This window comes from Burkholderia sp. BCC1977, from assembly GCF_905339595.1.
GTDB lineage: Bacteria > Pseudomonadota > Gammaproteobacteria > Burkholderiales > Burkholderiaceae > Burkholderia.
In genome coordinates this window covers 9,130-25,160 of record NZ_CAJPGQ010000010.1, presented here as the reverse complement: position 1 = coordinate 25,160, position 16,031 = coordinate 9,130, and the positions used below count along the sequence as shown (strand labels likewise).

At 70.0% G+C, this 16,031-nt stretch carries 5 protein-coding genes; 2 read left to right on the top strand and 3 right to left on the bottom strand.

Features of this window, described 5'->3' with window-relative positions:
- Positions 1-61 precede the first annotated feature (61 nt).
- On the bottom strand, positions 62-241 hold the full coding sequence (locus U5771_RS11005) for a hypothetical protein (RefSeq protein ID WP_322023984.1): 180 nt from the start codon (positions 239-241) through the stop codon (positions 62-64).
- A gap of 210 nt (positions 242-451) precedes the next feature.
- On the opposite strand from U5771_RS11005, the gene U5771_RS11000 reads away from it, so the two are divergent.
- A complete protein-coding gene (locus U5771_RS11000) occupies positions 452-925 on the top strand; it encodes a hypothetical protein (RefSeq protein WP_322023983.1) in 474 nt (157 codons plus the stop codon).
- Positions 926-968: 43 nt separating this feature from the next.
- Here the strand turns inward: U5771_RS11000 and pal are convergent, their stop codons facing one another.
- Positions 969-1,460: a peptidoglycan-associated lipoprotein Pal gene (pal, locus tag U5771_RS10995; protein WP_322023982.1), complete on the bottom strand. Its 492-nt coding sequence runs from the start codon at positions 1,458-1,460 to the stop codon at positions 969-971.
- 341 nt (positions 1,461-1,801) lie between these two features.
- Positions 1,802-3,061 (bottom strand): porin, encoded by a 1,260-nt coding sequence (locus tag U5771_RS10990; protein ID WP_322023981.1) that lies wholly within the window; start codon positions 3,059-3,061, stop codon positions 1,802-1,804.
- A gap of 570 nt (positions 3,062-3,631) precedes the next feature.
- Between U5771_RS10990 and U5771_RS10985 the strand changes: the two genes are divergently transcribed.
- Entirely contained in the window at positions 3,632-16,030 is a 12,399-nt protein-coding gene (locus U5771_RS10985; protein WP_322023980.1) for an LWXIA domain-containing protein, read from the top strand.
- The last annotated feature ends 1 nt before the right edge of the window (position 16,031 follow it).

The following is a 16,031-nucleotide window of genomic DNA, read 5'->3' as shown; positions in this document are numbered from 1 at the left end:
CCGGCTGCGTTCGCGCGCGACACCTCGTCCGACACCTCGTCCGATCCCGCGAGGCGGCGCTTCAGTAGCCGCCGCCTCCACCACCTCCGCCGCCACCACTACCCCCTCCGCTGCCGCCCGCGCCACCATAGCGGCTCATGCCGGCCCCTTGCGACCCACCGCCGCCCGACGACATACATCCCGTCGACAGCACCAGCATCAGCGCCGCGACCAGCGCCGCGGCCAATCTTGCCGATTTCATTTCATTCCCCTTTCGGTGCGCAGGCCGCGGGACAAGCCGGTTCGCGCGAACCGGGCGACCACGCGATGACGAAACGTTTCGGCGCGCCGGTTTATTCCATGGTTTCTGCATGTCGGCGCGCGTCGCATGCGAAGGGGCCGGATCGGCGGCGAAGCGCGGCGGCTTGGTACACTCCCGCTCGCCGCCATTCCGATTCCGACTACAAGAACCATGAGCACCGCCCTCGAGCGCCCGCCGCGCAAATCGTCGCGTCTGTCCAGTCACGTCGTGCTCGGCTGCGTGTCGTTTACCCTCGGCGCGCCGCTGGTCGCGGCGCTCGTGTGGCCGGGCGTGATGCTGATCGTGTGGACCCTGATGGACGGCCCCGAGTGGGCCACACTGAAACTCTGCGCAGGCATGGTGCCGCTGATCTTTTTCGCGTCGTTCGTGTTCGGCTATTTCCTGCCCGCGACGATCGCGGGAGGGATCATGGCCGCGATCGGCACGCGCATCCGGCGGCGCTGGTTCGTGTTGCTGGGCATCATCGTCGGCACCGGTCTGATGGTCGCTTATGTCCTGTTGCTGACGCATCTGATGAACACCGATGAAATCGGCGGCATCAACGTGATCGCGATACTCGATTCGTTCCTGACCTCGGCGATGATGTCGCGCTGGCTGCATCGGCGGCTCGAGCGCTTGCGTTGAGCGCGAAGCGGGGTGCCCGACCCGCCGTCGCGGCGGCGTTCGATCAACGATAGACGAGATCGGCGCGGCGGTTCTGCGCCCATGAATCCTCGTCGTGGCCGAGCGCGACCGGCTTTTCCTTGCCGAGACTGACCGCTTCGAGTTGCGCGGCCTGCACACCCAGCGTTTCAAGCGCGCTCATCACGGCTTGCGACCGCCGTTGACCGAGCGCGAGGTTGTATTCGGACGTTCCGCGTTCGTCGGTGTTGCCCTGGATCAGCACGCGGCGCGACGGATGGCTGCGCAGGTAGTCGGCGTGCGCCTGCAGCAGCGTCTGGTATTCCGGCTTCACGGAGTACTGGTCGAAATCGAAGTAGACGCTGCGCTTCGCGAGCGGGCTGTTCGGATTGTCGAGATCGTCGGCCGCCACCGTGGCGACCGCCTCGCTCGACGGCGCCGGCGCCATCCCGGCAGGCTCGGGCGTTTTCGCCGCGTGGTGGCAACCCGCCAGCAGCACGAAGGCCGCCATGACCGCAAACCGGTTCGTTTTGCTCATCGTGCGTCTCCTGCGGTTGACTGAGTGGGAAGCGTCGTGCGCGCGAACTGCCGCGTCACGCATCCGGCGAGACGGCACGACAATGCCGGCTTCCGTGCGCGATGCGCGTTCGTCAGCCGGCGCCGTGCCATGCGAAAGATGGTCTCGGCCGGAACGCCGAAGCACGGCGCCGCTGCAACCAGATTAGGAAAAATGTCAGGGCGTGACCAGTTTCTCCGTCTTTTTCGCACGGGCACGGCACCGGGACGCGGGACGCCTTCTTGCTTGCGCGAGCGCCACGGGATGCGCGGCGATGCGTGATGCGCCATTCCGCGGCGGGCGCGTCACGCGTCGCAGGGTCGTCAGAACTTGTGCCGCAACCCGAGCGCGACCACCAGCTGGTTGCTGTTGGCTGAAGGCGTCATGGTCCAGACGGTCGCGTTGAACGCGGGATTGCCGTTGCCGCCGCTCACGCTTTGATAGACGGCTTCAAGATACGCGTCCGTGCGTTTCGAGAACGCGTAGTCGGCCTGCGTGACCACGTGGTTCCATTTCGGGCGCGTCTGGCCCGTGCGCGTGTCGAAACGGCCCATCGTGTAGGTGTACGCGGCGGCGAGGCTGAACGCCGGCGTGACGAAGTAGCGGCCGTCCACGGTGAAGTTGTCGAAGACCAGCGATTCGCCCTTCAGCGGGGTGATGCCGCTGCCCTGGAGCACGCCGCTCACGCCGTCGGTGGCCGAGTGCGACCACGCGGCGCCGACCGAGTGCGGGCCGAACGCATAGCGGCCGGCCATGGCCCAGATCTGCTGATTGCCGCCCGTGATCGTCGCCGAGCCGTCGACCGTGCTCAGTGCGCCGTCCGGGTTCGGCGCGTTGCGGTCGCGGCTGATCTTCAGGTAACCGGCGCCGAGCTTCAGCGGTCCGTTCGCATACCCGAGCCCCGCGCTCCATACGGCGTTGTTCGAGAACGCGCCGGCCGTGTTCGAGAATCCGACCATCGCGCCGAACGTCAGCCCGCGATACGTCGGGCTCGTGTACTTCACCGCGTGGTTGATGCGCAGGTTGCGGTTCGAGTCGTCGTTGTCGTACGGATGCACCGCGAGGTTGCCGCCCCAGCCGGGGCCGGACGCGCCCAGCGGTGTCACGAAATCGAGGATCAGGTCGTACTGGCGGCCGAACGTGAGCGTGCCGGCCGTGCGCGAACTCACGCCGAGCCACGCCTGACGGCCGAACATGTCGACGCCTTTCTGCGACAGCTTGCCGGTCGTGCCCGAGAAGCCGTTCTCGAGCGTGAAGACCGCCGCCATCCCGCCGCCGAGATCCTCGCGGCCGCGCAGCCCCCAGCGCGACGCGTTCAACGCGCCGCTCGTCAGCGCGACGCTGCCGCTGCCCGGCGAACCGGCGCCTTGCGTACGCTGGTTGGTCGCGTAGGTGATCGACGTATCGACCAGGCCGTACAGCGTCACGCTGCTCTGCGCGTGCGCGACGGACGGAATCAGGAAGCCGGCCACGCAGGCCGCAATCGCGGTCCCCGGGAGCGCGCCGGGACGACGGCCGCGGCGGACGGCATGCGGCGCGGCAACGCGCGCGCCGGCGGGCTGGCTGGTTTGGCAGGAATGCATAGGATTTTTTATCATTGGTCTCCGGCCCGATCGCCGGTGGGTCGCGTCGGCGCACCGGCCGACGGATCGAGCGGCCATTATTGGAGAACGTGCGACCGTCGATTAAGGCGCTGCACAGGAAAGGTCCTCTGCGAAATCGCGTGGAATCGTGGCGTTTCGATGCGCGGTGTTTCCGTCGAATCGATGCGGAACGCAGCCGTCGCGCGTGCGGAACGATTCGGCAGGGCCGGGGCGGTTCAGCATGAGCGTCGCTGCGTTCAGGGGCCGGCGGCGGCGGTCATCGGGGTGATGACGCATCGCGAAAGGTCGTGTGTTGCCGGACGACGGCAACGTGTATTTTTGACCCGCTGCGCGGCAGCCAGCAAAATCTGCCGCCCGAAGCGGCACGGGCCGAATTGCGGCATCGGGTTCATTGCGTTCGTAGCGCGTGTCTTCCCGCGCCGGCGCAACCCGCCCGACGACTACGTAATACGCGACTTTTTCACGCTTTCCCGTTCGGCACAATGGACCATTGCGCGTGGCCCGCCTGCCGCTGTGCCGGCACGTCACGCATGCCGCGGGAGAACGGACATGGTGTTGATGGCTGTGGGCGGGGGCGGACCGGTGAACGTGCCGCAGCCGCAGGATGACAACGATCCGGCGCCCAAGAACGGGGCCGGCGGCACCCCGCCGGCGCAGACGCCGGAACAGCAGGCCCTCGCGGCCGCGCAGGCCGAGACGCAGCGCCTGCTGCAGCTCGCGCAGGCCGAAATGGCGACGCTCAAGCGCCTGCACGACCAGGACGCGTCGCAGGCCGATCTCGACAACCAGGTGAAGAAGGCCGAAGCGGCATGGGGCTCGGTGCAGGCGGCCGTCGAGAACCAGATGCGCGTCGCGGCCGACGGCGGCGGCGACACGAACAAGGCGATCGCGGGCGTGGCCTCGGATCTGCGCAATGCGTCTCCGAACGATCCGGTGCTCGGCTCGGTGCTCGACGATGCGCAAAAGGCGGTGTCGGCCGAATCGGCGCCCGAGCGGGCGACCAACGTGAAGGCGTTCCAGTTCGCGATGGCGATGCAGAAGGACCAGGCCGCGAACGCCGACGTGCAGCAGTACAACGCGTTGCCGGGCGGCATCCGGCGCGCCGATCCCGACACGGGTGCGCAACTGCGCCAGGCGGCGAGCACGGCCGACACGAATGCCAACGACGCGTACACGGCGCTCACCACCGCGTTGCGCCACGAATACAGCACGTCGGCCGCGACGCTGCGCCTGAACGACGCGAAGGCCGACTACGCGGCGTGGCAGAAGGAGCCGGGCGGCTTGCGCCGCGCCGACGAAGCCGACATCACGCAGGAACTGTCGCAGGCGCAGAGCCAGTACGACAAGGTCGTGACGGGCGGCGACGACACCGCATTGACCTACGTGACGGCCGACGAGCAGAAGCAGGTCGTCGCGTCGGTGAAGCAGAATCACGACGGCATGTGGTACACCGGCCTCGTCGACGCACTGGGCGAGGAAAGCCAGCTCAAGCGCACGATCGCGACGATCAACCCCGGCGATCCGTCGCTGTCGCCGCAGATGAAACAGCTCGCACAGTCCGACCCGGTCACGTTCGCGCTGCTGCAGGACACCGGTGTGAGCGTCGATCCGAACGACCCGAAGCTGTCGCCGCAGGAGAAGGCGCTCGCGCAGCAGAATCCGCTCGCGGAGGCGTTCGTCAAGATGACGGGCGTTCCGGTGGGCACCGACGGCAAGAGCGACGCGGACGCGAAGGCGCTGAACGCGCAGATCGACCAGGCGGGCGGCGTGTTCGCGTACGCGATGGCGCAGGCGCAGGCGGACAAGAACAATCCCGGTTATCAGAAGATCCAGACGCTGCTCGCGGCGGCGCCCGAGGTGCGGCTGCAGTATACGAAGCAGCAGGTCGCGCAACTGATGCAGGGCCCGGGCAGCAACCCCGGCGCGGCGCTCCAGGTGCTGAAGACCAACATGGACGCGTCGTTCTCGCTCGACGAGCGCCAGACGCTGTGGACGCAGGCCGGCCAGCCGCATTTCGACGCGAAGTTCATCCATTCGCAGATCGATCCGCTGATGCAGAAGCCCGATGCGGACGCAACGGATCAGGCGAGCATGCGTGCGCGTTACGACGACACGATGAACGCCGACAAGGCCGGCAAGTGGATGCAGGACATCCTGAACAATGCACCGCCCGAGTTCGCGGGCGTCGTGCTCGACACCGTCGAGAAGGATTTCAGCAACAAGTGGATGCAGACGAACACGGGCACGCCGCAGCCGTACGGGCAGGGCACCGAGTTCTACAAGGGGCTCAGCAAGGCGGTCGGGCTGGCCGACCAGCAGCCGACCGCGAGCGGCGTGCCGGTGCAGCGCGAGGACGACGTCGCGAACTGGCTGCTCGACGACAAGGGCAACGCGAAGACGCTGATCTATACGCTGCGCGGCAGCAACACGGGCTACGGTTTCGACACCGTGCGCGAGGCGCTTTCGTCGGGCGTCGATCCGGCGCTGTCGAAGGCGCTGCTGTCCAGGATGCAGAACGACGACCGGTTCCGCGCGGGCTTCGCGAACGACTTCCAGCTGCGTTACGACCAAGGCACCCGGAATGCGCAGAGCAAGCAGAACAAGGATGCCGCAAGCGCGAGCTACAAGCTGTTCCAGGCCGATCCGGACAAGCAGCTGAAGGCGTATTTCGACGACTTCCAGAAGCACTTCGACGACAAGTCCTACACGTTCACCACCGGCTCCGACCAGATGACGAACTTCGTCGGCGCGGGGCTCGGCATCCAGCCTGACGACCCGGCCGCGACGCCGACCGACCGGAACGACGTGCCGTCGATGGCGCTGCTCGAGCAGCTGATCGTCAGCAACGGGCAGTTGCAGAACGGCACCGCGGTCAACAGCCAGTCGCTGTACGCGAAGAATTCGGCGGCGACGCAGATGATCCAGGCCGTCGTCGACCAGATCCGCAAGGTCGGCGGCGATCACGCGGTCGTGTCGCTGGTGCCGATCTACTACGTGTCGAAGGGGACCGGTACCGCGCCGAGCGCGCTGTTCAAGGTGCAGGTCGCGAACCATCCGGACCAGTACAAGCTGATCGACGATCGCGGCTGGAAGTACGACACCGTCGACGATTACCAGCACAACAACGCGCTGTCCGACGACGGCAAGCTGTACGTGCCGAAGAGCCTGACGAACGGCTCGGCGTCCGGCGGTTACTCGCAGTACGAATCGATCGACGCGCACAAGACGGAGTGGTACCAGCACGTCGAACACTACCTCGAGATCGGCACGGGCATTCTCGCCGCGGCCGGCGGTGTCGTGCTGGTCGCAAGCGGCATCGGCGCGCCGGTCGGCGGCCTGATGCTCGGCGCCGCGTGGACCGCCGTCGGCGCCGGGATGGCGGTCGGCGTGCCGGCCGCGATCGGCGACCTGAACAATCTGAGCGATCACGGGCAGTCGATCGGCTTCGGCAATGCGCAGGCGCGCGGCGACTGGATCAGCCTGATCGGCAGCGGCGCGGGCATCGCGGGCGGCGGGCTCGGCGTCGCGGCGAAGTCGCTCGCGGAGGCGTCGTCGCTGTTGCGCACGACGGGGCAGGTCTCGGACATGGTCACGCTGGCATCGCGCGGCGAGGGCGTGACGGCCGACGTGGCCGGTCTCGGCCGTTTCACGCAGGAAGCCGACGCGTTCCAGTCGGTCGCGCAGACGACGGGCCGCACGGCCGGCGTGTTCAACGTCACGGGCGGCGCGATCGGCGGCTATCAGATGGTCGACCAGGGCGCGTCGCTCGTGAAGAACTGGGACGCGATGTCCGATTCCGATCGTGCGCAGCAGCTGCTGAACCTCGGGATCGGCGTCGCGCAGATGGGCCTCGGCTCGCACACGCTGATGGAGCGGCCGATTCGCGCGATCACGAAGACGCCGGCCCCGTCGTCGACGCCGCGGCCGATCGCGATCGACGTGGCGAACACGATGTTCGGCAATGGCCTGGCGAACCAGCGTCTCGCGGTCGGCGAGATCGGCAACCCGTGGCAGCACGCCGAGGCACAGGCGGCCAGTTTCGGCGAACCCGCCGGCGACGGCGAGCCGGTGTCGCCGGCGGAAGGCGGGCTGCGGGCGCGATTCACCGCGTGGCTGCGGGCGCGCCGCACGCAGGGCACGCCGGACGACGGCGACGCGATGCTGCTGCGGCTCGCGCCCGACGCCGAAGGGATCGACGGCGAAGCGACGCCGGCCGTTGCCGCCGCGCTGGCGGGCGATGATGCGACGCCGGCCAGGGCCGGCATGCCGGCATCGGCGGCAACAGCGGCACGCCCCGCGACGTGGGACATTCCCGCGCATGTCGCCGCCGATCCGGAGATCCTGAGCGGCGTGGTCGGGTCGATTCTCGAGAGCGGCAACCGTCTCGAGGACGTCGAATACTACGTGTACGCGCTGGCGGATGGCGAAGGCAACGTGCGCGGCCCCGCGGAGGACGGCCTGCCCGCAACCGAAAGGGGCAACCTGTCGGCGGACATCCGCGCGGCGAACGCGGACGAGCGGCGCGCGGCCGCGGGGAACGATCCGGCGCAACGCGCGGCCGCCGCCTCCGCCGACGACGGCACGATCGGCGTCACGCGTTATGCGTCGTACCACGACGCGATGATGGTCGCCCGCAACGGCGCGGCGGCCGGCCGCTACCAGGTCGCGCTGGTCGATCACACCGCGCTGGCCGCGGACGGCTCGGTGCCGCCCGAGGCGATCGTCGGCCGGGTCGGGCTCGACGCGGCCGGCAAGCGGCTGACGCTGTCGATGAACGACACGTACGACCGCACGCTGAGCGTGTTGTACCCGCGCGGGTTCGATCCGGCGAAACCGCTGATTCGCAGCGAGGACGGGCGGCGTGTCGACGTGATCAACGCGATGCTCGGCATGAACGAGACGCAATGGGCCGCCTATCCGCGCCGCGAGGCCGATCTCGCGATCTATTCGAACCATCCCGCGCAGCCCGAGAACCGGCTGCCGGCGGGCGAGCGGCCGTTGATGCCGGTGCCGCCCGGCTACTTCGCCGTGTACGCGCACGCGTGGACCGATGCGTTCGCGAGCGCGACCGGCAAGCCGATGAGCGCCGAGGCCATGGCCGAGCTGGTGCGCCAGAGCGGCTGGGACGGCACATCGCCGGTGATTCTCTATGCATGCGGTGCGGGCACGCGGGTGAGCCCGCTCGCGCAACTGCTCGCGAACGTGCTGGGGGTGGACGTCTACGGCGCGAGCGGCTTCGTCGCATGGCGTTCGCCGCGCAGTCGCATCGACGGCAGCCCCGACTCGGGCTATACGGCCGGCATCGTGATCGAGCCCGATGCCCCCAGTTTCGCGGGCAAGCCCGACCGTTCGGTGCAGCATGGGCCGCGCACCTACCGTTTCTCGCCGGCGCTGGCGGTCATCGACCAGGGCGCGCACGCGGTCGACTGGAGCACCGTGGCGCCGCGTCCGGTGTCGAACCGCTGGGGCGGCAGCGGCGCGTCGGGCGACGCGCGCGTGCCGCTCGGCGTCTATGTGTGGCGCGTGCTGACGCATCGCGGCTCGGTCATCAATCCGCGCAGCGGCCGCTCGGCGAGCGCGCTCGAAATGACGTACGCGCTGGAGGAGCTGGCGTGGAAAGGCTATACGCCGGGCACGCCGATCGCGCTGGAGGGGCCGCACAGCGGCGCCGATCCCGAGTTGCTGCAGGAATTCGCGGACCTGATCCAGGCGCCGGTGTTCGGCCGGCTGGGCGACGACGACACGGCCGGATGGCAGCGCGCGATTCCCAATCCGGACCGCCGGCTCGCGCGCTTCCAGATCGAGCCCGACGTGAACGGCAAGTTCTCGCCGGGCCGCGCGCAGCCGGTTCGCGTCAATCCGCTGGAACTGCGGCCGGTGCCGGGCTCGAATGTCGTGAACCTGCTCGGCCACGCGACCGCGCGGCAATTCCTGAAGGTGTCGGGCTTCGACATCGCCGAATCGCACGGTACGAAGCCGCGCGACGTGCGCTGGGACAGCGCGATCGCCATCACCAAAGACGGCAACACGATGTCGCCCAGGGAATTCGCGCGCAGCCTGCTCGAGGATCCGGCCTACACGGAAGGCAACGGCGTGCTGCTGACGGGCTGCTATCTCGGCTCCGGCGGCTATCCGTTCGCGCAGGAGCTCGCGTATGAACTGCAGGTGCCCGTGATCGCGTCGATCGCATCCAATTCGATACGCGGCACCGGTGCGCTGGAACTGCATCCGAACAGCGACGACATCGTCGTGCCGGCCCACGATCCCGACGTGTCGACACGGCTCTACCTGCACATCCCGGAGACGCCCGACGCGAGCGAGCCGCCGCTCGTGTTCGCCCGGCGCGGCGAACCCGTGCCGGGCACGGTCGCGCACGGGCACGACAGCGCGCCGGTCGAACCGGTGCGCCCGATCGACGGGCAGATCGATCCGGACGCCGACAGCGGGCGGCGCGGCAACCCCGGCACGCCGGGCGATGCCGCGCGGCCGGGCGCGACGCCGCGCGGGCCCGCCCAGCCGCGGCCCCACGCGCATCCGCGTCTCGCACCGGAGCCGGACGCGGGCGAGCCGCCGGTCTACGTGCCGGTTCCTGTCGTCGAGGTCGAGCCGGGGCAGATCTTCACGGCGGACGAGTGGGCCGCGCGCACCAAGCAGGCTGCCGAGGCCGAAGCCGACGACGGCCTGTCGGGGATTCCGCAGAAGACGTACCGGAACAACAGCCGCGTCTATACGGACCGCACGATCGCCAACGACGGCGTGATGACGACGACGATCCACGGCGACGCGGTACTGCAACCGGGTTTCGACGACGTAACCGGGGTCGACGCGACGCAGCATCCCGAATTCCTGCGTCCGGCCGACACGCTGCTGATGCCGGCCGGCGACCCGCTTCATCCGATCGGCGCGCGCGGGCTGATGTCGCCGCCGGGCCATCACGTCGTGTTCGGACACGGCATGTCGGCCGATGCGATGCTCGGCCCGGAAGGCCGGCCGGTGACGCCGAACGAGGTGGCCGAGCGTGTCGCGCCGCACCTCGAACCGGGGCAGGACGTGACGCTGTATTCCTGTTTCAGCGGGTCGGACAAGCACGATCCGCTGCGGGTCGCGCCGGGCCAGGTGCCGGCCGCGAGCGGGACGTTCGCGGCGGCGCTCGCGCAACGCCTGTCCGAGCTCACCGGGCGGCCGACGTCGGTCTGGGCGCCGCAGGACATCCTGCTCGTCAAGCCGGACGGCTCGGCCACCGTGCGCGGGACGCGCCGGACCGGCGAGGTCGATACCGATCGCCTGCCGATGCAGCGCTTCGTCGGCGACCCCGCGCGGGCGGGCCGCCCGGCACTTGCGGCCGGGCCGAACGCGGAGCCGGCGCCGACCGCCGCGCACACGGCGGCGCGGCCAGCGGCCGATCGGCCGGCGCGTCCGACGGTGCCGCGTGTGCCCGATCCGACGTTTGCCGATCCCGGCTACGACTTCACGCCGATTCCGGACGATACGTTCGAATCGGTCACGCTCGACCATCCGTTCCGCAGCGCGCTGGCCGACCGGCCGGGCGTGATCGGCGACGCCGCGCGCGTGACGCAAGTCGGCGGCACCGTGCGCCAGCACTGGCCGAGCTACTTCCTCGACGGCCCCGAACCGACCCGCGTGATCGACGACGTGATGCAGGCGTTCGACGCGGCCGGCCTGACGAACCTGCGCGTCGAATTCGTGACGGGCGACGGCAGCATCGTGCTCGGCGGCGGCACCGATTTCGGCGCGCTCGATCCCGAGGCGGGCTGGTTCCGGTTCAGCGGCACGGTGCCGGAAGGCGCGGCGTCGGCAGCGCACGCGACGGGCCGCACGGCCGCCGCAGCGCAACTCGCGTTGCCGGAAGGCGTGAGGACGGTCGCGCACGACGATCTCGGGCACGCGCTCGATGCGGCGCATGCCGGGCCGCGCAATCACGCGTACGTGCCGGCCGATGCGTTGCCCGACGACACCGCGTTCGCGCAGGGCGACCTGACGCCGGCGGAACGCGTCGCGGCCGGCGCCACCGCGAACCTGGCCGCCGTCGACGCCGCCGCACCGGCCGACGTCGTGTTGCTGTCGGTGCTCGGCCACGACCCGGCGAGTGCGCTGCGCATCACCACGCCCGACGGCGGCACGCTGTTCAAGCCGGCCGGCGTCGACATGTACGTCGTGCGCACCCGCGATGCGGCGACCGGCGACGTGTCGTACCGGCTCGTCGACATCGATCGTTCAGGCTTGCCGGAAGGCTATGCGGTCGTGCATGCCGGCGGCACGCGCGCGCTCGGCGCGGTCGACGGCAGCCCGACCTGGCCGATGATCGGACCGACGGGGCCGGCAAGCCGCCTCGCGAGCACGGCCGGCGACCCGGCAGGCAACGCGTCCGCAGCGGCAACGCCGGCTACCGTTTCCGGTCATGCCGCCGCGCCTGCCGCGCCTCAAGGTGCCGCCGCGGTCGAGGCCCAAAATCAGGCGCGAGCCGCCACCTGGCTCGACACCCTCGGCCGCCGCACGCTCACGCGGGTCGACGGCCGGCATGCGCCGACGCTGGACGGGCTGGCGCGACAGCTCGGCCCCAATGCGCATGTGCTGGTGACCGCGCATGCGGCGCCGCCCGCCGGCACCGGCGCACATGCGGCACCGACATTCGTCGCGGTGCTCGAGACCGACGCGAACGGCGTGCTCGGCCCGGTGCGGATGCTGAACGGCAAGCGCGTACCGCACGCGCTGAACAAGGCGCTGGAGCGCGCCGACAGCAGCGGTCGGCGCGCGCGCGGCAAGTTCGATTTCTACGTGTCGCCGGTCGCGCACGACGAACTGGTGGCATTCGGCGGCCCGTCGAAGATCGAGACGCCGGACGGCAAGACGTCGTGGGCCGTGACGACGTCGGGCCAGGCGATCGAGACGACGCTCGCCGCGGACGTGTCGAAGCTGCAGGATGCGCCGGTCTTCAAGCGGCCGCGCCAGGCCGTGCGCGCGGTTGCCGGCGAGCAGCGCTGGATTCACGTGGTGGACGACGAGACGGGCAAGGTGCTCGGCCATGCGGAGCGCAACACGAACCACGCGTGGACGTACTTCGAGAAGGCGTCGGTCGGCGATACCGAGATTCCCGAGCAGGATCTGCGTACGGTGTTCCGGCGCCGCCGCCGCGGGGGCATTCCGGTCGGCCGGTCGCCGCGCCGCGGGATCCGCTTCGTCGTCAGCGACGTGACGCCCGCGACCGTCGACCGCGTCGGCGGGTTCCGGCCGGCGAAGGCGGCCCCGGCCGTCGAGAAGAAGCCGTTGCGCTCGGCCGGCGACCTGTTCCAGTCGATCGTGCCGGTGCGCCGGCCGCTGGCGCGCGCGGAGCAGGGCGACGACGCGAACGCCGCGCCGCTGGCGCCGGTCGATCCGCATCTGTTGCCGTCGGACCAGTCCGCGCTCAACGCGGTCGACTTCAGCGGCAACAGCGTGTCGCACCTGCTGACCGCGATCCGCAACGGCGCGCTGGACGGCGGCCGTCATGTGATCTACGTGTTCAGGACCGACGGCGCGGTGGCCGAGGCGCTGGGCGACCCGCTCGGCGTGATCGCCGAGCGCGACGGCGAGATGCGCTGGTTCGACAAGATCCCGCAGGCCAACGACAAGCACCACCCGGGCGTGCCGCTCGACGCGATGCCGATCGGCAACGACCGCTTCGGCACGGACGTGCATTTCCTGCTCACGCAACTGTCGCCGCGCGATTTCCTGAACAGCGCGCGGCCGACGCGCGTCGCCGCGCTCGAGGCGCGCGCGAAGGCGCTGCACGATCAATGGAAGGATGCGGAAGCGCGCGGCCTGCATTCGGCGCCGTTCCGCGCGCTCGCGGCCCGGACGCGGCACGGCTACAACGAGGTGCTCGCGGACTTGCGGCGCCTGGGGAACAAGGGCACCGCGCCCGAGCCGCTGTCGATCGAACCGTACCAGCCGGGGCTGTCGTCGGCGACCGCCGTCGAGTTCAGCCTGCGCAACGGCGCGGCGAAGCCCGAGCAGTATTTCGCGACGCACGAGCAGATCGAGGCGTACAACACGCAGGCGCAGCGGCCCGGCGACGTGAACCTCGTGCTGAAGGGCGACCCGCAGGCCGTGATGGTCGACGTGGGCATGTGGCGCACGCTGCGCAACAAGCTGTACGTCGCGCGCGACGTGTCGACCTCGGCGTCGCGGTTCCTGCCGGTGCCGGGCAAGCTGCGCGCGCGAACGCGCAACCTCGGCGCGGCGACCGTCGCCGACAAGCGGATCCGGCAGATCTTCACGCGCTCGAGCGACGCGTTGCAGGATCGCATGGTGCCGATGGCGCGTGCGTTCTCGCTGAGCGACGATCCCGCGCTGATGGGGGCGCTCGTCGAGCGGTACGGCGGCGTGACACCGGTCGTCACGCTCGTGATCGATCCGCATTCGCTCGCGGCGGTGCTCGGCAAGGCGCACGATCCGGATTTCCTGCGCGCGGTGCGTGCGCTCGGCGACCAGAAGCACGCGGTGTTCGACGGCGAGAACGGCATGATCCATCCAGCGCCGGACTCGGACGGGACGGCGCTCGCGCTCGACGATCTCGCGCATCTGCATCGCTGGCTCGACGAGGCCGCGCGCACCGGTTTCGCGATCCGGCTCGAGACCGCGCCGTCGCGCGCGCTCGTGTCCGGTACCGACTACCGGTTCCAGTCGGGCACCAACGACACGTATCACGACTACGTGCGCGTGATGACCGCGCTCGAACGCTGGTCGAACGCGCATCCCGACACGAAGGCGCCGAACGTGATGGTCACGTTCCACGGCTGGGATGCGGTGCCGGAATCGGTGCCGGGCGGCGGGCACGAGAAGCTGCTGCGCGCGGTGCTCGAGCGCAAGGGGCTCGAATGGGTGCACATGGGGCTGTCGTACGGCACCCACGGCGCGGACTTCATCGGCAACCAGGATCTGACCGGCGCGCTCGCGAAGCTGATCGTCGAGAACCGCAACCGGCCGGAGATCATCAACCGCCTGCATGGCGCCGATGCGCTGACGCGCGTGTTCGAGCGCGTCGACCGGCAGACGCTCGCGAACCAGCACCAACTGCTGTTCGCGGAAGTCGAGCGGCTCGGTGCCGCGGACGGGATGACGCCTGCCGAGCTGGCCGCATTGCGCCAGAAGCTTTACGAAGGCAACACGACCGTGTGGCTGAACCAGGCGCGCAAGGCGACGATCGAGCATGCGACGCCGCTGTGGGAAGCCGACGGCAACCCGCCGCGCTCCGGGACGGACGAGGGCGCGCGCAAGTTCGGCGGACGCTGGCTGGCCGACTACGGCGCCAGCATTCCCGACCGGGTGACCACCGGCACGCGGCCGGCCGCCGCCGACCCGCTCGACCACTGGCGCGCGGTCGTGCACGATCCGGCGCTGCTCAACGACGGCACCAAGCCGATCGGCGCGAGCCGCCGGGAAGCCGCCCAGCTCGCGAAGGTCGACATTCCCGACGCGCAGCGCGCACAGGCGGAACTGCATGCGCTGCGCGTGCATGACGAACCGATCGGCGAGAACACGCCGCCACCGTCTCCCAAGCGGATCGCCGGCGACATCGCGGCGGCCACCGTGACCGGCGGCGCCGGCGCGGGCGTGCTGGTAGCGGTCGGCCGGGAGTCGGTGCGCACCGCGACGAACTCGCTGTACGCGGGCCTGCGGGTCGGGCGCGTGTTCCAGGCGCTGCATCACGGCGCGGTCGCGAGCCTGAAGAACGGCGATCCGCGCGTGTTCGACCGCGTCGTCGACCGGCTCGTGCGCGGGTTGCAGGCACAGCTGAAGGCGAACGGTTTCGACGTGCCCGCACGCGGCGCGCAGCTCGAGCAGATCGCGCACGAAGGCAAGGCGATGGCCGCCCAGCTTCGCGCGCTGAACGACGACGGGATGCTGTCGTTCGACGACACCATCGCGCATACGAAGGTGATCGCCGCCGACATGCTCGCGCAAATGCAGGGCGTGGTCGGCGGGACGTCGCTGAAGCTGCTGCACCACGGCAGCCCCCGGCATTCGGTCGGCCGCGTCGGCCGCGTGCTGGCGCTGGGCGGCTACGGCGGCTCGATCACGATGAATGCGTTCCGGGCGATCACGCACGGCGACCTGCTGGCCGGCGGCCAGGCGATCGGCGGCGCGTTCAGCGCCGTCTACACCGGCATCGTTTACAAGGGCAGCCTGCGCGGCGTGAATGCCGAGAACCGCAGTCAACTGGCGCGGATCGCCAGCGCGACCGGCGACTATCTGACCTCGGCGGTCGGCATTGCAACCGGCGTGCATACCGCGCTGACGGTGGATCCGGTGACCGGCACGCTGACCGCGATGTCCGGCGCGCTACTCGGCGCCGGGCGGCTGCATTCGCATTTCCCGAATGCGACGCCGTGGATGGAGCGCTTGCCGACCGGCATCGCGCTGGCGCCCGTGGCGATCTTCGGGATCATGCAGGGGATCAGCCTGTACACGTCGGCGACCGCGTCGGACGATCAGCACAAGCCGCCGGGCTCGTCGCCGAAACCGTCGGGTTCGAATGCCGGGGTGCCGACGCCGGGCGCGTCGTTTGCGCCGTCGCCCGGCACGACGACGGCACCGGTGCAGCCGCATGCGTCGGCGACGCCGTCGGTATCTTCATCTGCATCGGCTACGGCGAGCACACAGCCGTCGAGTACGCCGTCGCAACCTGCGCAGCCGTCGACCGGCTCACCGAGCCCCGCGCCGACGCCGCTGACGGCGACCGTGGCGGCCGGCGACTCGTTGTGGACGATCGCGGAAAGTCATGAAGCATCGCTGCTCGCCGCGGCCCACGTGCCGGCCGACGAGCAGCAGCGGATGTCGGACGGTCAGCGGATCAGCACCGCGTTCAACGAGATCCTGCAGCTCAACCGGAACCTGGCGAACACGCCCGGCGAGATCAATCCGGGGCAGCAGGTCGTGGTCGGGTGAC

Coding starts and splice junctions, on each gene's coding strand:
- U5771_RS11000 (WP_322023983.1), top strand. CDS start 452: ATGAGCACCGCCCTCGAGCGCCCGCCGCGCAAATCGTCGCGTCTGTCC.
- U5771_RS10985 (WP_322023980.1), top strand. CDS start 3,632: ATGGTGTTGATGGCTGTGGGCGGGGGCGGACCGGTGAACGTGCCGCAG.
- U5771_RS10990 (WP_322023981.1), bottom strand. CDS start 3,061: ATGCATTCCTGCCAAACCAGCCAGCCCGCCGGCGCGCGCGTTGCCGCG.
- pal (WP_322023982.1), bottom strand. CDS start 1,460: ATGAGCAAAACGAACCGGTTTGCGGTCATGGCGGCCTTCGTGCTGCTG.
- U5771_RS11005 (WP_322023984.1), bottom strand. CDS start 241: ATGAAATCGGCAAGATTGGCCGCGGCGCTGGTCGCGGCGCTGATGCTG.